Origin of the sequence: Nostoc favosum CHAB5714 (assembly GCF_020829495.1) — a bacterium.
Lineage (GTDB): Bacteria > Cyanobacteriota > Cyanobacteriia > Cyanobacteriales > Nostocaceae > Nostoc > Nostoc favosum.
This window is the reverse complement of the sequence record NZ_JAIVFQ010000055.1, coordinates 13,007-32,707: the sequence shown is the minus strand read 5'-3', so window position 1 is coordinate 32,707 and position 19,701 is coordinate 13,007. Positions and strand designations below refer to the sequence as shown.

Annotated in this window: 13 protein-coding genes; 7 read left to right on the top strand and 6 right to left on the bottom strand. The window is 43.1% G+C overall.

What is annotated here, in order from left to right:
- Positions 1 to 143 precede the first annotated feature (143 nt).
- Positions 144 to 1,580 carry a phosphoglucomutase/phosphomannomutase family protein gene (locus LC586_RS26350; protein ID WP_229488191.1) on the top strand — a complete coding sequence of 479 codons (1,437 nt, stop codon included), beginning with the start codon at positions 144 to 146 and terminating at the stop codon, positions 1,578 to 1,580.
- Positions 1,581 to 1,667: 87 nt separating this feature from the next.
- A complete protein-coding gene (gene rdgB / locus LC586_RS26345; protein WP_229488190.1) occupies positions 1,668 to 2,243 on the top strand; it encodes an RdgB/HAM1 family non-canonical purine NTP pyrophosphatase in 576 nt (191 codons plus the stop codon).
- 137 nt (positions 2,244 to 2,380) lie between these two features.
- Here the strand turns inward: rdgB and LC586_RS26340 are convergent, their stop codons facing one another.
- The 3 genes from LC586_RS26340 to thiD all read right to left on the bottom strand — a co-directional run bounded on the left by LC586_RS26340 (position 2,381) and on the right by thiD (position 4,746).
- On the bottom strand, positions 2,381 to 2,719 hold the full coding sequence (locus LC586_RS26340; RefSeq protein WP_012410794.1) for a P-II family nitrogen regulator: 339 nt from the start codon (positions 2,717 to 2,719) through the stop codon (positions 2,381 to 2,383).
- 357 nt (positions 2,720 to 3,076) lie between these two features.
- Positions 3,077 to 3,685, bottom strand: coding sequence for a cell division protein ZapB (locus LC586_RS26335; RefSeq protein WP_229488189.1), 609 nt, complete (start codon positions 3,683 to 3,685; stop codon positions 3,077 to 3,079).
- Between the two features lie 239 nt (positions 3,686 to 3,924).
- Positions 3,925 to 4,746, bottom strand: a complete 822-nt coding sequence (gene thiD / locus LC586_RS26330) for a bifunctional hydroxymethylpyrimidine kinase/phosphomethylpyrimidine kinase (RefSeq protein ID WP_229488188.1) — start codon at positions 4,744 to 4,746, stop codon at positions 3,925 to 3,927.
- Positions 4,747 to 5,550: 804 nt separating this feature from the next.
- Between thiD and LC586_RS26325 the strand changes: the two genes are divergently transcribed.
- A complete protein-coding gene (locus LC586_RS26325) occupies positions 5,551 to 8,391 on the top strand; it encodes a choice-of-anchor D domain-containing protein (RefSeq protein ID WP_229488187.1) in 2,841 nt (946 codons plus the stop codon).
- Positions 8,392 to 8,587: 196 nt separating this feature from the next.
- A complete protein-coding gene (locus LC586_RS26320; RefSeq protein ID WP_229488186.1) occupies positions 8,588 to 8,764 on the top strand; it encodes a hypothetical protein in 177 nt (58 codons plus the stop codon).
- A gap of 15 nt (positions 8,765 to 8,779) precedes the next feature.
- Here the strand turns inward: LC586_RS26320 and LC586_RS26315 are convergent, their stop codons facing one another.
- Entirely contained in the window at positions 8,780 to 9,214 is a 435-nt protein-coding gene (locus tag LC586_RS26315) for a hypothetical protein (protein WP_229488185.1), read from the bottom strand.
- A gap of 113 nt (positions 9,215 to 9,327) precedes the next feature.
- On the opposite strand from LC586_RS26315, the gene LC586_RS26310 reads away from it, so the two are divergent.
- Both LC586_RS26310 and LC586_RS26305 read left to right on the top strand, forming a co-directional pair.
- Complete coding sequence (locus LC586_RS26310; RefSeq protein WP_229488184.1) at positions 9,328 to 11,181, top strand: S8 family peptidase; 1,854 nt, start codon at positions 9,328 to 9,330, stop codon at positions 11,179 to 11,181.
- A gap of 154 nt (positions 11,182 to 11,335) precedes the next feature.
- Positions 11,336 to 11,560 carry a hypothetical protein gene (locus LC586_RS26305; protein WP_229488183.1) on the top strand — a complete coding sequence of 75 codons (225 nt, stop codon included), beginning with the start codon at positions 11,336 to 11,338 and terminating at the stop codon, positions 11,558 to 11,560.
- Here LC586_RS26305 and LC586_RS26300 read toward each other — a convergent pair.
- The gene (locus LC586_RS26300) at positions 11,557 to 11,880 is read right to left on the bottom strand and encodes a thioredoxin family protein (RefSeq protein WP_229488182.1); all 324 of its coding nucleotides are present in this window, start codon (positions 11,878 to 11,880) and stop codon (positions 11,557 to 11,559) included. The two genes, LC586_RS26305 and LC586_RS26300, sit on opposite strands and share 4 nt — an antisense overlap.
- Before the next feature lie 2,004 nt (positions 11,881 to 13,884).
- Between LC586_RS26300 and hetF the strand changes: the two genes are divergently transcribed.
- Complete coding sequence (hetF, locus tag LC586_RS26295; RefSeq protein ID WP_229488181.1) at positions 13,885 to 16,407, top strand: cell division protein HetF; 2,523 nt, start codon at positions 13,885 to 13,887, stop codon at positions 16,405 to 16,407.
- Between the two features lie 171 nt (positions 16,408 to 16,578).
- On the opposite strand, the gene LC586_RS26290 is transcribed toward hetF, so the two are convergent.
- Entirely contained in the window at positions 16,579 to 19,626 is a 3,048-nt protein-coding gene (locus LC586_RS26290; RefSeq protein ID WP_229488180.1) for a COR domain-containing protein, read from the bottom strand.
- Positions 19,627 to 19,701: the final 75 nt, after the last annotated feature.

Here is a 19,701-nt window from a genome sequence, read left to right as displayed (position 1 = left end):
CCGGGATGATCGCACCTCTACAATGCACAAATTTACTCACTTTTGTGTTGAACATTATTAGTACATATTATTACTAGATTCTTTTTTTACTTTGTACACTGTATAAATGCTAGAATCCTCAAGTAGACAGTTAGGATACTTAGATGCCAGTTGTAGCTAACTCAATCAAGTTTGGTACAGACGGCTGGCGGGGCGTTATTGGTGACGAGTTCACCTTTGAACGCCTAGCCCTGGTCGCGCCAGTTGCCGCAAAAGTATTATATGATACATATTTTTCTACAGTGGGTAGCCGGACAATAATTGTCGGTTACGATCGCCGATTCATGGCAGAAGATTTTGCTCGTGCTGTTGCTGATACTGTCACTGCTGTCGGATTTGATGTGCTACTGAGCGAAACTTATGCCCCAACCCCAGCTTATAGTTGGGCAGCAAAACAACTCAATGCTTTAGGGGCGCTGGTAATTACAGCCAGCCATAATCCTGGAACATATTTGGGTTTAAAAGTCAAGGGTTGTTTTGGTGGGTCGGTACCGCCAGAAGTCACAAAAGAGATAGAAGCGCAGTTGTCGGTTGGAGTAACATTAGCAGCTACTCCAGGGAAGCAAGAGAAATTTGATCCTTGGCCTAGCTATACAGAAGCACTAGAAGGTAAAGTTGATATTGCCAAAATTCGAGAAGCGATCGCATCTGGCGAATTGACATTATTTGTCGATGTTATGCATGGCGCGGCGGCTGGCGGATTGGCGAAGCTACTAGGTAATCAAGTCAAAGAAATCAACTCAGAACGCGACCCCCTATTTGGTGGAGGTGCGCCGGAACCCTTGCCAAAATACCTTTCAAAGCTATTTGAAGTCATCAAAACTCACCGAGAAACAGATAAATCAGGTTTAACGGTGGGGTTGGTATTTGATGGAGACTGCGATCGCATTGCAGCAGTTGATGGAGAAGCCAACTTCCTAAGTTCCCAAGTATTAATTCCAATATTAATCGACCACTTAACCCTGCGGCGTGGCTTTAGTGGTGAAATAGTCAAAACTGTTAGTGGTTCCGACTTAATGCCCCTTGTAGCAGCACTACATAACCTGTCGGTATTTGAAACAGCAGTTGGTTATAAATACATCGCTGATAGAATGTTAGTAGCAAAAGTGTTGCTGGGCGGTGAAGAGTCGGGCGGAATTGGCTATGGCAGCCATATTCCCGAACGCGATGCACTGCTGTCAGCATTATACGTCCTAGAGGCGATTGTAGAATCTGGTTTGGATTTAGGTGAGTATTATCGCTACTTGCAGAAACAAACAGGGTTTATTTCAGCTTATGATCGCATTGATTTACCCTTAGCAAGTATGGAAGTGCGATCGCGTCTTTTGCAACAACTGCAAACTCAACCCTTAACAGAAATTGCAGGGTTAGCAGTAATTGATTGCCAAACAATTGACGGCTACAAGTATCGCCTCGCTGATAAAAGCTGGCTAATGATTCGGTTTAGCGGTACTGAGCCAGTTTTACGCCTCTACTGCGAAGCCCCGACAATTGAGCAAGTGCATCAAACTCTTGCTTGGGCGAAACACTGGGCGGAGTAAAATTAGTGAGGAGTTGAGAGTTAGGAGTTAGGAATTAATTAACTCATAACTCATCACTCCTAACTCCTAACTAATAATTTGTAATTCATGACACTACTTGTAGTAGCTACAGGAAATCCAGGTAAGTTGCGGGAAATGCAAGCTTATCTGGAAAGTTCTGGTTGGGAATTAACCCTCAAACCTGAAGAATTGGAAATTGAAGAGACAGGCGAAACCTTTGCCGCCAACGCTTGTCTAAAAGCGTCACAAATTGCTAAAGCTACAGGAAACTGGGCAATTGCTGATGATTCGGGCTTGCAAGTAGATGCCCTAAATGGCGCACCAGGGGTCTATTCTGCACGTTACGCCAAAACCGACTCAGAGCGCATTGCTAGGCTATTGAGAGAATTAGATAACGAAGTCAATCGACAAGCTCAATTTGTTTGTGCAGTAGCGATCGCTCGTCCTGATGGTGCGATCGTATTACAATCTGAAGGTATTTGTCGTGGCGAAATTCTCCATGCACCGCGTGGTAATGGTGGTTTCGGCTACGATCCAATTTTTTATGTGCAAGAGTTGCAATTGACCTTTGCTGAGATGACACAAGAGTTGAAAGGATCAATTAGCCATCGAGGCAAGGCTTTTGCAGCTTTACTCCCTCAACTGGAGAGAGTTAGGAGTTAGGAGTTTGGAGTTTGGAGTTTGGAGTTAGGAATTGGGAGTTAAGAGTTTGGATTTATGAATTTTGCTAAATCTTTACTCATTTAGTCTTGACTCACAGATCATAACTCTTAACTCATAACTCTTAACTCATAACTTTTTTAAACTGCTTCTGTGTTCTTTTCGCCGGTGCGAATCCGAATCACTTGCTCAACAGGCGAGATGAAAATTTTACCATCGCCGATTTCACCAGTGCGGGCAGCAGCAATAATTTTGTCCACCACCATATCAACTTGATTGTCATCAACTACGATTTCCACTTTGAGTTTTTGTAGAAACTCAACAGTGTACTCAGAACCGCGATACCGTTCAGTTTGGCCTTTCTGCCGTCCGAACCCCCGGACTTCAGAAACCGTCATGCCGACAATACCAGCGTTAACCAAGGCAATTTTTACCTCATCTAGCTTAAATGGGCGGATAATAGCTTCTACTTTTTTCATCTTTTTGACTCCTGACTTCTACTAGCTTCGTTTATATATCTAACCAGATCCGTTGTCTGAAGCTGTAACTAGCAGTGCTTTTCCTAAAATATATGTAATAATTACCACTTTTTTAAGTGTAGATGCTCTGCCTGAGGGTTTGGGACATAAAAAGCGGCAAGGATTTATTAATTGGATAATCTTTGAGGTTCTAACATAAAGAAGTTGCTGTCAATTTAGCATTTTATGTAGCTTTTATAACCTAAAAATAAATAAATTCCGCCATTTAGCAGATATGCTCAAATATTTTAGAGAGTGATTACAGAGAAATTGCTCGGTAGCTCGAAAGCTCGTTGCTGCTGACTGTGGGAGTGTCAACTAACGTTTCTGATGTTCAAACAAGGGACGCACAACAAAATATCCAGCACTAAAGGCAGTAAGCATGATTAACAATATCGTGATAATTAACCACCAACCATTGATTCCCTTGGGATCTGGCTCAGTAGTGGAATAATAACTTACTTGTTGCTCTTCTATAAAAACTGGTTCTGGGATGGGGAAATTCATTTCCATTACAGGTGGAGAAAAGTCTTGGCGGCGGCTTTTTTCGGGTGGCGTCTTGGGGATAACGGGTGGATGCGAACCAGAAACCTGCTGACGTGAACGCCCTTGTGTTACTGGCACTTTAGCGGCATTTTTAACATCACTAGAAGCTTGGGGGACTTGGTGATAACTAGGCGTAGTATGGGAATCCACAAAATTTTGCAAGTGAGACAAAGACTCAACAACTTTGGTAATTTCTTGGCGTAGTAGTTGATTTTCTTGTGCTAGTTGCTGATTTTTAGTGGTAAGTGCATGTAGCTTCGCCTGCGCTGCTTGCAACTCTGTTGACAATTCCCTATATACAGATAATGGTACAGAGGGAGGGTAGGCTTGAGTAGTCGGTGTTGGCGAATTGCTGTGAACAGAACCTATGGTTGTTCGCATCGGGGGCTTGGTATTAAAAATCAAAGTAAGTAAGTCGTACAGAGATGCTAACAGAGATAGTCAGCCCTGAAACTATGCCCAAGAATAATAGAAAAATGGCGAAAGGGCAAAGATTTATTATTGGGTATTGGGCATGGGGCATGGGGCATGGGGCATGGGGCATGGGGCATGGGGCATTAGTTATTCTTTCTCCCCCTGCTTCCCCTGCTTCCCCTGCCTCCCCACTCCCCTTGATAAGATTAATTTCGTAACAACGGGAAGAAATGTCCTACTGGGCCTTGCCCTTCACCAATATCTAGGGCGTAAGTGAGTGCAGTAGTCACATACTCCTTTGCCTCTTGCACTGCTTGCCACAAGTGTTTTCCCTTGGCCAGATTAGCAGCGATCGCAGCCGAGAGTGTACAACCAGTACCGTGGGTATTTTTTGTCTCTACTTGCTGGCAAGTCAAAACTTCCAACTTGTCCCCATCAAACCAGATATCAACACCACGTAAATCTCCCTGCATACCTCCGCCCTTGACTAAGACAGCCTTCGTCCGTAAAGTCTTGTGAATAATTTCAGCAGCAGCTTGCATATCCTCCAAAGAGTTAATTTGTAAACCGCTTAAAATCTGGGCTTCGTAGCGATTCGGCGTGATTACAACCGCCTTGGGAATCAGGGCATGGCATAGAGTCTTCACAGCATCATCATCAATCAATTGTGCCCCTGTACGTGACACCATTACTGGATCAACTACTAAATTATCGATTTGTAAAGCTTCCACCTGCTGGGCAACAGCAAAGATAATTTCCTGATTAAGCAACATTCCCGTTTTGACAGCTTGTACGCCAATATCCTCTACTACTGCCTGAATTTGCGCCACAACAGCCTCTGTTGGCATGGCATCAACCCTATTCACTCCTAAAGTGTTTTGTGCCGTGATGCAGGTTATAGCGCTAGTACCGTGGACACAGTGAAAAGCAAAGGTACGTAAATCAGCTTGAATTCCTGCACCGCCACCGCTATCTGAACCACCAATGGTTAAAGCAACGGGTATTCTAAAGTTTATTTCAGTGTTCATATTATGAAGATTAAGCAAGTTGGCATCATCAAACCAAACTATCTCAAAGATTGATGATCTAGGCTAAAACCCTCTTCCTTCCAGCCTCCTTTCTGATCGCAACCACAAAAATTTACGACAACCTGACTTGAAAGTGCTGTTAGCGGTAGCGGGGCGTTTGGTAAAGAAGGCATCGCTTCTTTAAAAATTTTTAGAGAAATTTCATCAAATCCTCGCGCAAAGCGCTCTCCACTCCCATATCACTTTGGAAATTAACAGGACTCACCACGACATCTCCATAATTTTTTTGCTTTTGTTGTAAAAAAAATAACTATATTCAGAATATTTACGGATTTATATCTCCTATACAAAAGTTAGTTTTAATACATGAGTTCACAAGGCTCAGTTACACCGCGTACAACAGGTTCGACTAAGTTGTTACATTAGTTCCCTTAAGTTAAAGGGTAAATCTACTAAAGTTTCAACCAATTCAACTTTGACCACTCAAAAAACGCAGAGATGACAGGAAACGTCTTTGGCTTTGCACTGCCTTGTCTGCGTGCAAATTGTCCGATCACCCTCAATAAAACACTGACGATTGACGGTATCGACATCCCTACTTTAACCATCAACGGTTAATAGAAGAAAAATTTTAAGTTTTACAAAAGTTTTTCTACAAACGACGCAATTTAAAGTTGCGATCGCACAACTGCGACTGTCTTAAAAAGTCCAGATAAATGACCCATTCAAATAACTACTTAGCAACATAGTTTATTGCTGAGAACGTACTACCAATTCACCTTATAAACATTAGGAGTTAATCTCATGGCTGGCAAAACATATTACGTTTCTGGAACAGGCAGTGATAAAAATGATGGCTTAAACGAAGGAGCCGCATTTCGCACCCTCCAAAAAGCCGGGGACTTGGTAGCCGCAGGTGATACCGTCTACGTCATGAATGGTACTTACACAAATACTTACCCTAATATCCTGAGTATTTCAGATAAGCATGGTACCGCTAATGCGCCGATCACATTTACTGCTTATCCTGGACACACACCTGTTTTAGAAGCTCGCATTAACAATTGGAATGCTATCTCAATTACAGGCTCTTCTTATGTAGTAATTGAAGGGCTGACGCTGCTGGGAGCACGAGATGAAATTACATTAGAATATGCGCTCCAGCAAAAAAATAATTTGAGTAATCCAGCAACATCTGGAAATGGTATTAACGTTACATATATCGATGACAACGAAAATCAGCATTCACATCACATCACAATTAGCAATAACAAGGTTTCTAACTTTTCAGGAGGTGGGATTACAGCAATAGAAGCAGACTACATTACAGTAGAAAACAATGTCGTTTCTGGGAATGGTTGGTATTCTCCCTTTGGAGTCCAAGGGATTACAATGCTGAACCTCTGGAATTCTGATGATAATCTCACAGATTACAAAGTAATTATTCGTGGCAATACTTCCTTTGATAACAAGCAGTTAGTACCTACTGATTCAACGGGAAAAATACAGGAAGGCCATGGGATTATGCTTGATAGAAGCTACATTGGCACTGAATATTATGCAGGCAAAGCCTTAATTACCAACAACCTAGTCTACAACAATGGTGGCGCAGGTATTCAAATTTTCAAAGGAGAAAACCCTGTAGACATTGTGAATAATACAACTTACCAAAACTCACAAGAAATCTCAGCTGGAGAAATTTTCCTTAATAGTTATAAAAATGTTCATGTTTCTAATAATATTATGTATGCAAGTGACGGAAATGCAGCTAGTGCTATTCCTAATTCTAGTAATGTTTCATTTGACAATAACCTTGCTTACAACGGAGTTTTTAAAGGTACAGGAACAGGAAATGTTTTGAACAAAGACCCGTTGTTTGTTGATGCAGCGAATCATGACTTTAGGCTCAAACCTGGAAGTCCTGCAATCGATGCTGGCTCCAATGCTTTCAATAGCATCACTAAGAACGTTCCCCTAGATGGCGATGGCAACGGCAGTGTATTTATTGATGCTGGTGTATACGAAGCCCCCACCAATAATACTCCTACCCCCGAAATTCAAGTTCTCGATGGCACAGTTGATATTGTAGATGACAGCACTACCGCGATTAACTTTGGCGACACCATTGTTGGCAGCACCCTGACCAAAACTTTTACCATTAATAACACAGGTATAGCTGCACTCAACCTGAGTAATCTCAAACTACCTGACGGCTTTAGTTTGGTAGGAACTCTTCCAGCTACTTTGGCTGCCAAGACTTCGGCGAATATAACGGTGGCACTAAATACGACCACTGCTGGAACCTACACTGGCAACTTCAGTTTAAGCAACAACGATAGTAACGAAAGCCCCTTTGACTTTGCTATTAGTGGTAAAGTTAATGCTCCCGAAATTCAAGTTCTCAATGGCAAAGTTGACATTGTAGATGGCAGTACCACTGCCATTGACTTTGGCAACGCCGCTTTCGGCAGCACCGTTACCAAAACTTTCACCATCAAGAACACAGGTAAAGCTGTACTCAACCTGAGTAATCTCGAACTCCCCGACGGCTTTAGTTTGGTAGGAACTCTTCCAGCTACCTTGGCTATCAATAATTGGGCGAATATAAAGGTGGCACTCAACACGAAAACACCTGGAACCTATGCTGGCAGATTCAGTTTGAGCAACAACGATACTGACGAAAGCCCCTTTGACTTTGCCATTAGCGGTAAAGTTAAGCCCGCTCCTGCCCCCGAAATTCAAGTTCTCAATGGCACAGTTGACATTGCAGATGGCAGCACCACTGCGATTAACTTTGGCAACGTCGCTTTCGGCAGCACCGTAACCAAAACTTTCACCATCAACAACACAGGTACAGCTGCGCTAAAGCTAAGTAATCTCAAACTCCCCGACGGCTTTAGTTTGGTAGGAACTCGTCCATATAGCTTGGCTGCCAAGGGTTCGACGAATATAACAGTGGCACTCAATACAAATATACCTACACCTGGAACATATTCTGGCAGTTTCAGTTTGAGCAACAACGATAGTGACGAAAGCCCCTTTGACTTTGCCATCAGTGGCACAGTTAAACCCCCTCTTGCTAACGAAATTTATCTTCTCAATGGCACTGATAGTTCTGAGTACTTAAAAGGCAATGCCCCAGCCAACAAGATTTATGGGTTTGGGGGTCAAGACAACATCGTAGGTAATCTAGGAAATGACCAACTTTTCGGAGGCGACGGAAACGATACTCTCCGGGGAAATGATGGTAATGACCTGCTCTATGGCGATAGCGGTAATGACAAGCTTTGGGGTGATAGCGGTAACGATACGCTATTTGGTGGTATCGGAGATGACCAACTATTAGGGGGCGCAGGCAATGACTGGCTTTATGGGGGCAATGGCAAAGATGTACTTACAGGGGGGAATGGCACTGATACTTTTGTGTTGGCTTTAGGTGAGGGCACGGACTCCATTACTGACTTTGAAGTTGGTAAGGACAAGCTTGCGTTGTCAGGTAGTCTCCAGTTTGGTCGATTGTTGATACAACAACAAGGAAGTCAAACCTTCATTATGGATAGTTCTGATAATCAAGTGTTGGCGAAGTTGGATAATGTCACTGCAAGTATACTTGTTGCTCAACCTTCCAATTTCATCACTATTTAGTTGTGTGTTTTGATACTAAGTCTCTTATGTACGAGAGGCTGCGCCAACGGAGCAGGTGTAGAGGAATAACTAGACAAAGAAGATTTAATATTGAGCAACTAAATTCTTTACTGGGCTTCTCTACACCCTATGACTGTAAGGGGTTGGGTTTAAAAACTAGCATTAGTCTGGTAAAAGTACAAAAAAGGGGAATATTTTGCAACACCAAAAAATAGACCTCACGGCCAGTGTTCAACTTCACTACGCGATCGCTCTCATTCATACTTTAACTGGTTTGGGTCATAGCACAGCTAATCTGCTGATTACATCTTTGACTTTCCTCTATCTTCAATTAAATATTTTGATTATGATACCTACTGCCATAAATAATTAGCCAGACTTGATATAACTACTGATTCGCTTGCGATCGCAAACTTTCTAACGCCCTCTGCAAAAACTTACCCCATTCTGCTGCCAAAGGGATTTCTGTAAACGGAACCCGAACTGAATCAGTAGATTCGGAAAATAGAAATTCTAACTCTATAGAACGACCTTTTTCTGGTAGATTTTCTAAATCTACTTTTTTGTCATCTACTAAAAGATATATTTCCCTAACATCAAGCAAAGAGAATGTTTCTAGTTTAATAGGCCCTTTAGGCGTGGGTTTTCCCCAAGTTAGATTGTTACCTTTTTGACCCAATACTGAATAAATATCGTACTTAGCCCGTTCAAATTGCTCTGCCCAAGCGCGATAGGCTTCAACTTTTTGATACTCCTTCGAGCCTTGCCAAGCCAACCAGAAAAACATTACTAATAAGGGCAACCACAAAAGACCACGTTCCATCGTTTAAAAAAGTCCTGAGTGAAACTTGTAACTAAAAGTGCAAAATCCACCACTAAAGGATGGAGATAAGTTATGGTAGTGAGCAAACTGGCAAAAAGCGGTGATGAGTTAATATGAGAAAACTTATATTATTGTGCTTGTTTGTCATTGGGCTGGGATCTGCCATATTTGGTTTCCTGAATTTCCAGGGATTGGCAGCTAAAGGAGAGTTTGAGACGATTTTGCTTGATTTTCGGGAAGATATTCCATCACTTGTGGTGGAACAGGATCTGCAAGCGATCGCCAAACAATACAACGTTACACCCCAATTAGACAACAAGTTTTCCAAAAAAGATAATGTCTATATTATCAAGGGCGATCGCCAACGGCTCAAAGAACTGAAAAAATCTCAGTTTGCCCAAGCTACAGAATTCATTGAACCAAACTATATCTACAGCAAAATTCCACAACCCGGTCAAGCAGCAAGGCTTGGAGAATTTTTGAGACCCCAAGAAGATGATGATCAGACAACCCCCTCATTAACTGGCCCCAATGACCAGTATTACAGCAAGCAGTGGAACTTGCACAAAATTGGTATTGAAGGCGCATGGAGTCAAACCAAAGGCAGTGGCATCACAGTTGCAGTAATTGACACCGGTATTACCAAGGTGCGCGACTTGTATGAGACAAAATTCGTCAAAGGCTATGATTTTGTTAACGACCGAGAAGAAGCCAAAGACGATAATGGTCACGGTACCCATGTTGCCGGAACTATTGCCCAAGCCACAAATAACAAATATGGCGTAGCTGGAATTGCTTACCAAGCCAGTTTAATGCCGCTCAAGGTACTCAGTTCGTATGGTGGCGGTACTGTTGCCGATATTGCCGAAGCGATTAAATTTGCTGCTGATAAAGGCGCAGATGTGATTAATATGAGCTTAGGCGGTGGCGGTGAAAGCAAGTTGATGAAAGAAGCGATCGAGTATGCCCATAGAAAAGGCGTAGTTATCATTGCCGCAGCCGGAAATGAAAACGCCAATGGGGCAAGCTATCCAGCCCGCTATCCGTATGTAATCGGCGTTTCCGCAATTGGCCCAGATGGTGAAAGAGCGCCCTATTCTAACTTTGGTGCTGGGGTAGATATCTCTGCTCCTGGTGGTAGCGAAGCTGGTAAGATTCTGCAAGAAACTATTGACGAAAAGGGCGAAGGGGTATTTCTGGGTTTCCAGGGTACAAGTATGGCTTCTCCCCACGTTGCTGGTGTTGCGGCATTAATCAAAGCTGCTGGCATCAAAGAACCAGATGAAATTTTAAAAGTCCTTAAACAGTCGGCGCGAGTTATCCAGGATGATGGTTTGAACTATTATGGCGCTGGACAACTCAATGCAGAAGCAGCAGTCAAACTAGCCTTTAGCGGACAAATCAGTTTTCCAGATTTCTTTCGATGGTTACGGGATAACGGCTATCTTAACCCCGGCTTTTGGATTGATGGTGGTGCGGTAGCACTGTTACCCAAAGTTTTAATGGTAGTTGGTTCCTATCTGCTGGCTTGGTTTTTACGGGTTTACTTCCCCTTCACTTGGAGTTGGTCTTTATTTAGTGGACTAATCGCTGGTAGTTCCGGGTTATTCTTCCTCAAGGGAATCTATATTTTTGATCTTCCCCAATGGCCTTTCCGGGTTTTGGGCAGTTCAATTCCCGAGCTAGGCAATACTCTCCAGGGAACCGATGCATTGAATCCCCTATTTGCTAGCGTACTGATTCCCATCGTGTTAATGGCATTGCTGCTGGGACATCCTAGTTGGAAATGGTTTGCCATTGGTTCAACATTAGGTGTCGCAGCCTGCCTGACGGTAAGTGCATTTTTAGATCCAGCAGTTTTGGGTTTGGGAAGTGGTCACATCGCACGCCTCTTCCTGATCGCCAATGCCCTAATCTGTTATGGACTTGCTCGTTTAGCATTGAAAAATGAAGAAAAAATAGCATAAATGGAGAATTGGGAATTGGGAATGGGGCATTGGGCATGGGGAATAAATTTTTATAACTCCCAACTCCTAACTCCCAACTCCCAACTCCCAACTCCTAACTCCCAACTCCCAACTCCCAACTCCCAACTCCTAACTCCCCCACTCAGCACTATTTATGAGCATTACACTTACAGGTACGATCGAACACCGTGATATTGGCACAGGCGCATGGGCGTTAGTCACAGAAGAGGGCGTTACTTACGAAATCCTCAGAGGGGCTGACAAAAACTTACTCAAAGCCGGACAAAAAGCAAAAGTAAAAGGACAGGTGCGTGAAGATATCATGACTACTGCCATGATTGGCCCTGTCCTAGAGGTCAAATCTTTTGAGGTAATTTAGTTCTGACTAGCTGGGGAATTCAGAACTTCTTGAAGACGGCTTCTAAACTCCCCTTTGGGATGACCTCCTTTTACTTCACCCACAATCTCAAATTCCCCTTCTGGAGAATTGCAGATGATGTAAGTAGGCCATCCCATTTCTGATTTATCGGGATACTGAGTTAATAAAATCTTGCGATACTTGCGGTAAGCAGCCGTATCCTGCATTTTTACATCGATAAATTCTAAACCCAGTTCTTCAGCCACTTTTTTGTCATAAAAAGACATTTTGTGGCAAATGCCGCACTCTTCTGAAGAGAACTTAATTACAGCTAAACTCATGGGTTGGGGACTCTTTGATTCTAGGCAAAGTTTTTTAGCATAACGCCATAAAATATTACCATATAGCTGGTCATTCTTGGCAACTTAATAGTGAAACCCTAAACCAGTAACTTTTTCTCCTTCCCTGCTTTTAGTAGGGAGGGCGATTTTTTGGGAGTAAGGGTCAAAATGTAGAAAAAAAATTAAGAATTATGATTAAATATCATAGCAATCATTTTGCTATGGCATCTCTAGCTCATAATAAAAAGAAAGCGATTCAGGGATGGCGTGATCGGGTTATGCTTTATCCTGGCAACAGAAGCATACTCAAGGTCTACCAGCAATAACAACAAGTATAGTGATGCACTCCAGTTATGTGGGCGATGTCTAACGACAAGCCGCTACGCGTCTAAGCCAAAAAAACCCCCAGTGGGTGTTAGCCAACCAGGGGAGTTAGTTATCAGGGTGCATCTACCAATTAAATGTTCTCAGGTTGAACACCATACTCCGGATAAATTTGTACAAAGGTCAGTTATTTTTTAAAATAAAAAAACCCCAGTTGGTGTTAACCTAACTAGGGGAGTGAGTTATCAGGGTGCATCTACCAGTAATCTTTTCTAGGGGCTACCAGTATTTTCCGGAGAAAATCGTCAAAATGGGGGTTGATGGCAATTTCTACGACGGGCTACGCCGAAGCAAGTAAAAAAAACCCCAGTGGGTGTTAGCCAACTAGGGGAGTGAGTTATCAGGGTGCATCTACCAATAATCTTTTCTAAACAGGACTTACGCAAACAATAGCTGAAACCCTTATTTTCACGTAGGGGCAATTCATGAATTGCCCCTACAGCGTGTACTTTTGCGTAAGTCCTACTAAAGTAAATGGGTCGCTACCGGATAAATTAGCATTGAAGTTGTTAGTGTTTGTTTATCAGAGAAAAACCTCAGAGGGGTTAGTTATCAGGATTAATTTGCCAATTAAATGACTGGTGCGCTGCCTTAAATAATGGGTGTGTCAAGCATGATTGCTGCTTTAGGGCTTATGCACAAGAGATCCCCCAAACCCCTGAAAAAGTTGGCTCTTAAAGTTCCCCCTTTTTCAGGGGAGCCAGTAGTCATTGGTGTCAACAAAAGCCTAGAAATGGCAAAACTTTCGGCTTGACTCACCCGCCTTGAACTAAAGTTCTTTGGCTTTTAGCTAAAGTCTACTGAAGTAGACTAAAGATTTTTGGTTATATTTAGTCAGCTTCAGATGACTTTTGCTATTAGCAAAGAACTGAAGTTCCTTGCGGGGCATGACTTTTACGTTAAGTTGACACGTATGGCCAGTAGTTTGCTCTTAGCGTAACGGTAGCAACGTAGGAATGCGTAGGGTAGGAACTACTCAAAGGGTTCCCCGACTCTTAAAGCTTGCTAGCAAGAGCGTCTTTGAACAGCAAAAGCAACTGGCGTGGGTTTATTCAGATATAGGTTTCAAGCTTTTAGTGCGTAAGTTTTGTGCTTACTTCCTTCATAAAAAAACCCCCAGTGGGCCTTAGCCAACCAGGGGAGCTAGTTATCAGGGTGCATCTACCAATTAAATGTTCTAGGTTTAACCACCATGCTCCGGATAAATTTCTGAGAAAATTGATTCTTCTTTTGTGTCAAAAAAACAAGAGTGGATATGAACTGATTAAGGGAGTTAAAAATCAAGGAACATCCCATCTACTAATCAAGTATTCTAGGGTTAAGCACTATTTTCTGGTAGAGAATATCTGCGTCAGAAGTTGCTGTTGTTTGCCAAAATTGAAAAAAACCCCCAGTGGGTTTTAGCCAACTAGGGGAGTTGAAGATCAAGGTGCATCTACCAATTAAGTGTTCTAGTCGCAAGTAATCCGATCCGGATAAAGTTGTAAAGGCAGAAAAAGCAAAACAACTAGAATCAGAAACATTCAGGGGTGGGATGCATCTAAGTTATCAGAGGGAGCGAAGAATCGACTTGAAACTTTCGCGTTTCAAACCAGATTTAGGAGGCGGACAGGAGAAACTGTGACCCAGGAATTCCACATTTCGGTAACTCCTGTAGGGCAAAATGACTACTTGGTGCGGACGGAACAAGTCGCGCCTGGGGTACCATTGGCAGAAGAATTGGTGAGTTGGCCTGTAGCTGATTGGTTGATGGCTGCTGGGCATTTGATGAATGATCCGTTGAAGTCAGTGTTGCAAGGAGATCCATTCGCCTCTGCTGGGCAGGAAAGCAATATCGCCAGAAACTCTGTTAATTTGGTGGCGTTGGGTCAACAATTTTATAACGCCCTATTTCAAGGCACTCTCAGGGATAGTTGGATTACTGCTCAAGGTATTGCCCAGAACCATCAACAAGTACTACGCTTACGCTTGGGGCTAAAAGACACGAGGCTAGCTCGTCTGCCTTGGGAAGTGATGCACGCAGGCGATCGCCCTTTGGCTACCGGGCCTTATGTTGCTTTTTCTCGCTTCCAAAGTGGAATTTTGGGGGCTTCCCCTTTGCGATCCCTGCGGGGGGCTACGCCTACGCAAAATATGCCCACACCACTACAACAAGGTGGTGTAAAAGTATTGATGGTAATCGCTTCCCCCTCAGATCAAGTCCGCCTTGACTTACAGAAACAGGAAGCTATCAAACTGCAAGCGGAACTTCACCGCGTACCACGAATTGCTGAAAATAGCAATCGTTTTCCAGAAATTGAACTCACTGTATTAGATCAACCAGGGCGGGAAGAACTGACGCAAGCTCTAGAACAAGGCAGATACCATGTTCTCCACTACTCTGGTCATAGTAACTTAGGTTCCAATGGCGGAGAAATTTATCTTGCTAGTCGCAGAACTGGCTTAACGGAAATCTTGACTGGGGACGATCTGGCTGGTTTGCTCGTCAACAATAACATCCAAATGGCAGTGTTTAACTCCTGCTTAGGGGCATACACAGCTGCATCCGATCTCTCTGGAGATACTGGCGAACGAAACCTGGCAGAAAGTCTGGTGAAGCGCGGAATTAGAAGCGTTTTGGCGATGTCAGAACGGATTCCTGATGAAGTGGCGTTGACGCTCACACAATTGTTTTACCGCAACTTGAGTCAGGGATATCCAGTAGATTTGTGCGTCAGTCGGGTACGCCAAGGATTAATTTCTGCCTATGGTTCTCACCAGATGTACTGGGCATTACCGATTTTGTATCTCCAGCCAGAATTTGACGGTTTTCTGAGTCAGGAAACTGAGTTATCAGAAAGCGCAAAGTCCAACCAGTATAATTCGCCTTTAGGGGCAACTTCTACGATGTACTCTGCTATGGCAGATGATAGCGAGATGCCTTTAGGAATGGAGGATATGATTCCTTCTGGTTTGGCGCGTGATTCTGGGTTGGACTGGCTAGGTGAAGATACTTGGGGCGATCTTGTTGATGAAATTGAGTATGATGACCCAAGCTATGCAGAAGATTGTGCTATGGTTTCGGATTTATTTCGTCAGCTAGATAACCAAAAAGCTCCAACTGAACTGGATCAACAAATTTCAGAAAATAGTCTTCAGCAAAGCCAGGTTTCAGAAGAAATGACTTCTTCGCAAGAGGAAGCAGATTTGTGGGGAGAAGCCCCAACACCGCTACCTCAAACTCCTGGAAACTTGGAAGGAAATTGGCAAAATTCTGCTGATTTTTTGCGTAGGCGGCCGCAGGCATCGCAACCAGCCCCCCCAAGACCTCGTACCCGTCGCCGCAAGCTGTGGCCAATTGTGGGTATTATGGGGATCAGTGCCTTAGCTGCTGCGATCGGCTTAAATTGGTGGTGGCATCGACCCCAGCAGCCATATTTGCCTAATATACCAGTAATTCCCACCCAGTCTTTACCCATTAAAAAACAGCAAAATCACGACTTACAGACAGCAGAGACTGGAATTGTCACCGCCACGGCTACGGAAAAATTGAGCCAGGGCGACTTGCGAAGTGGGTTATTGGCTGTAGAAGAACTACTCAATCGTGGCGCACTGACTGCGGCTGAAACTGCCCTGAAACTAATTCCCAATAAACAAGCTGATGATCCATCTGTCAACTTTTACAAGGGACGATTAGCGTGGCAGTCTATCCAAACGGGAGACAAAAACTATAGTGTCGATGATGCCCGCCGTTACTGGGAAACTGCTGCAAAAGCTAACCCAGAATCGCTTTTGTATAATAACGCTTTGGGATTTGCTTACTACACTGAAGGCGATTTAAATCGAGGTAATGATTCTTGGTTTAAGGCTTTGAATTTAGCTCTTAAAAAGCAGAACACAGACTCAACATCTACAAAGACAGCAGTGCCTCAAGATGCTTTAACTTCTTATGCTGGTTTAGCTCTGGGACTGTATAAATCTGCACTGAGTCAATCTAATGGTAAGCAGACACAATATCTGAATGAAGCGATCAAGTTGCGGCAAATGGTTCTCAAGTCTGATCCAGTAAATTTCCAGGTAGATAAATTAGCTAAAAATTGGCTGTGGACAGAGAAGGCGATTGAAGATTGGCGATCGCTCCTTCAGGAGAAAGGTGAAGAATAGTAGAAGGAGTTAGGAGTTAGGAGTTAGGAGTTAGGAGTTAGGAGTTAAAATTCCAAATTAACTGGTTAGTAAAGGGTAATTTGTTTTATAAATTATTACCCAAGTAACTATTTAATTCCTTCAAAATAGCCGAGGAAAGTTGCTGTGTACTCTGGATAAATCAAGATATATTCAGGTATCCATAAAGCCCTTGGTGGCTGCTATGACAATGCTGACAGCAGGATGATCAACTGCTTTTTCCAGAGCTTCTGATCCTGCTTCTTTCAAGGCATTGATAATTCGAGCTTTCAATTTTGGCTTCTGTTCTATTTCCTCTACTGCTTTGACACCAACAATCGCAGTATTAGAATATTCCTGTGACAGTTGATCTAAAAGTTCTTTAATATCTTTTGCAGCTTGTGCCAAGTTTTGCGAGTTGTTAATTTGAGTGCCGATTTTATCACGCATGACTTTATCACCACCAACGTTATCCCCAGAGCCGGAGTGATTGAATGTTGACATTGAATTATTTTCCTTTTGACGAATTTGATTTTTTTGTTCTTGAACTTGATTTAGGTTGATATTTATATTAGATGATATTTGCGGAGATTGAGGAGGATTCGGTTCAACCCCTAACTGCTCTCCAAAAAACCTCTCTTTACCCCCCTTTATCACATCATCAATTAAGCCTGACACCTTAACCATTTGATAGCTTTTTTGACATTGAATGCCTGCTTGGTTATCAGCTACAAACTGTCGCAATATCTCAAAGGGGTAAAAGTGTGGTTCTTGGCTATCTTTGCAGATGGTGTAGCAATTACAGGGGATTAACTTGTTGTACTTCAGTCGCTTATACAAGGTATGAATTTTATCGAGTTCATGTGTAACTATGGTCATCAAATCTCTTTTGTAATGACCTGAGAATCGAATCTTAATCTCCCGCTTGCTGTAATATTCAATTACCTCTGCTTTCGTCTGGTCTTTGCTGAGAACAACCCCACTTTTCCAAACACATTTTTGTTCATTAATCAACTCATGCATGGCGACGATGAATTGTGTAATGATGCCTTTGGGCATGAACTCGTAGGTGTAACGCAGAATCAGGTTGTTGCTTTCATTCCAATCATAGGAGGGTTGATTAGCAGATAGCAATTGTGGCGCAATATACTTTCCTTGGCTTCTAGGAATTTCGTAGCACAGTTTGAAGTTGATCATCAGGCGCAAGAGTTCATCATGCATCGTGGTGTATTCGTCTTCACACCAGATGTTTGCCAAATCAGACCGGGTAAAACTGCCCAGGTTACGAATCACCTTTTCATTATCCAGCACTTTGTAGACTGCATCAGTTCCCCACTTGGGTTTGAGGATGACGGTTTTGTTCAAAAGTGGGTCTTCTTGGAAATGCAAGCATACTCCAAAATCGTGCAGATAGCTGCTTAACTGCAACTTGTAATTTCTTTGGGTGAACCCATTTTGTTGGCAGATGTTCAGGTATTCATCCAAGCTGATGTAATTGCGTGCGTCACTCTCCAAAGCTTCCCGGACTCTAACCCAGGTTTTTGGAAGAGGATTGCCAATATGGGGCAGGTTTTTAATATAATGCTTGATTTGTTCTAAAACTTGTTCTAAACCTTTATTGTCAGCAAGGTTTGTTGGTAAAGTCTCCTTCAAATTAGTAAACTGTCCCCGTAACTCACGTTCATTGATTTCTCGGTGGCGGTTTTGCTTCTCATTTTTAATGATTAGCAGTGGACTGTTATCACTTAACAGTTCCACCACATTCAACCAGTAATGAAAATCAGTGTCTTCCTTGCGCGTATCTGCCACTAAAACGTAGAGGGAACGCTTGGTGAGGAAAAACTGGTGAGTCGCATGATAAATCTCTTGCCCACCAAAATCCCAGATATTGACTCGAAATTCTCGCCTATTTTCCATTGGGAAATGCCACTGGATTACCTCAATTCCCTTCGTAGAGTCTTCCTCTCGGAGTTTATAATTTTGGTTTTCAATTTTCTTTGCCAGTGTTGTCTTCCCTGCTCCTCCTTCGCCGACAATTAGTAACTTTGCTTCGCACAGATAATCTGTACCTTCTACTTGTATTTGTCGGAGATAATCCTTAATCGCCTTAATACCTTTTTCAACAACTTCTTGCGGTGGCTTCTCGATGGGATTGTAGTTTAAATTCAGGGAAGTGAGTTGTTGCAGACTGGTAATCGCTTCTGGCAGCATCGTCAATTTGTTGCCGTTTAAATCCAGGGAAGTAAGTTGTTGCAGGCGGGCGATCATTTCTGGCAGTGTCGTTAATTGGTTGAAGCTTAAATCCAAGGAAGTGAGTTGTTGCAGGCGGGTGATGGCTTCTGGCAGTGTTGTTAATCGGTTGCGGCTTAAATCCAGGGAAGTGAGTTGTTCTAGGCGGGTGATGGCTTCTGGCAGTGTTGTTAATCGGTTGCGGCTTAAATCCAGGGTGATGAGTTGTTGCAGGCGGGCGATCGCTTCTGGCAGTGTTGTTAATTTGTTGCGGCTTAAATCCAGGGTGATGAGTTGTTGCAGACTGGTAATCGCTTCTGGCAGCATCGTTAATTTGTTGCCGTTTAAATCCAGGGAAGTAAGTTGTTGCAGGTGGGCGATCACTTCTGGCAGCGTCGTTAGTTGGTTGTCCCTTAAATTCAGAGAAGTGAGTTGTTGCAGGTGGGCGATCGCTTCTGGCAGCGTCGCTAATTGGCTGTCCCTTAAATTCAGAGAAGTGAGTTGTTGCAGGTGGGTGATCGCTTCTGGCAGCGTTGTTAATTCGTTGAAGCTTAAATCCAGGGAAGTGAGTTGTTGCAGGTGGGCGATCGCTTCTGGCAGCGTCGTTAATTTGTTGCCCCTTAAATCCAGGGAAGTGAGTTGTTGCAGGTGGGCGATCGCTTCTGGCAGCGTTGTTAATCGGTTGTCCCTTAAATGCAGGGTAGTAAGTTGTTGCAGGCGGGCGATTGCTTCTGGCAGTGTCGTTAATTCGTTGCCGATTAAATTCAGGGAAGTGAGTTGTTGCAGGCGGGCGATCGCTTCTGGCAGTGTCGTTAATTCGTTGAAGCTTAAATTGAAAACCTCCAACCATTCCAGTTCAAACACCTCAGCAGGAATCTCTGTTAATTTTTCCTTGGCATCAGTATTCCAATCATTGCTTAAATCTAATTCTTTAAGCCGTTTCTCTTTCGCTTCTCGGATTTTTTCAAATAAATGTTGACACCTGTTTGCCATACTGAAGTTCACCTGTTAACGAAAATTCTATGTAATGCCCCTGATTCGCTGGACAATTTCGCAACCACTAATATT

What these genes read in the sequence shown, in the direction of transcription:
- thiD (WP_229488188.1), bottom strand. Translation starts at nt 4,746, where the DNA reads ATGAACACTGAAATAAACTTTAGAATACCCGTTGCTTTAACCATTGGT.
- LC586_RS26305 (WP_229488183.1), top strand. Translation starts at nt 11,336, where the DNA reads ATGAGCATTACACTTACAGGTACGATCGAACACCGTGATATTGGCACA.
- LC586_RS26340 (WP_012410794.1), bottom strand. Translation starts at nt 2,719, where the DNA reads ATGAAAAAAGTAGAAGCTATTATCCGCCCATTTAAGCTAGATGAGGTA.
- LC586_RS26335 (WP_229488189.1), bottom strand. Translation starts at nt 3,685, where the DNA reads ATGCGAACAACCATAGGTTCTGTTCACAGCAATTCGCCAACACCGACT.
- rdgB (WP_229488190.1), top strand. Translation starts at nt 1,668, where the DNA reads ATGACACTACTTGTAGTAGCTACAGGAAATCCAGGTAAGTTGCGGGAA.
- LC586_RS26300 (WP_229488182.1), bottom strand. Translation starts at nt 11,880, where the DNA reads ATGAGTTTAGCTGTAATTAAGTTCTCTTCAGAAGAGTGCGGCATTTGC.
- LC586_RS26350 (WP_229488191.1), top strand. Translation starts at nt 144, where the DNA reads ATGCCAGTTGTAGCTAACTCAATCAAGTTTGGTACAGACGGCTGGCGG.
- LC586_RS26310 (WP_229488184.1), top strand. Translation starts at nt 9,328, where the DNA reads ATGAGAAAACTTATATTATTGTGCTTGTTTGTCATTGGGCTGGGATCT.
- LC586_RS26325 (WP_229488187.1), top strand. Translation starts at nt 5,551, where the DNA reads ATGGCTGGCAAAACATATTACGTTTCTGGAACAGGCAGTGATAAAAAT.
- LC586_RS26290 (WP_229488180.1), bottom strand. Translation starts at nt 19,626, where the DNA reads ATGGCAAACAGGTGTCAACATTTATTTGAAAAAATCCGAGAAGCGAAA.
- LC586_RS26315 (WP_229488185.1), bottom strand. Translation starts at nt 9,214, where the DNA reads ATGGAACGTGGTCTTTTGTGGTTGCCCTTATTAGTAATGTTTTTCTGG.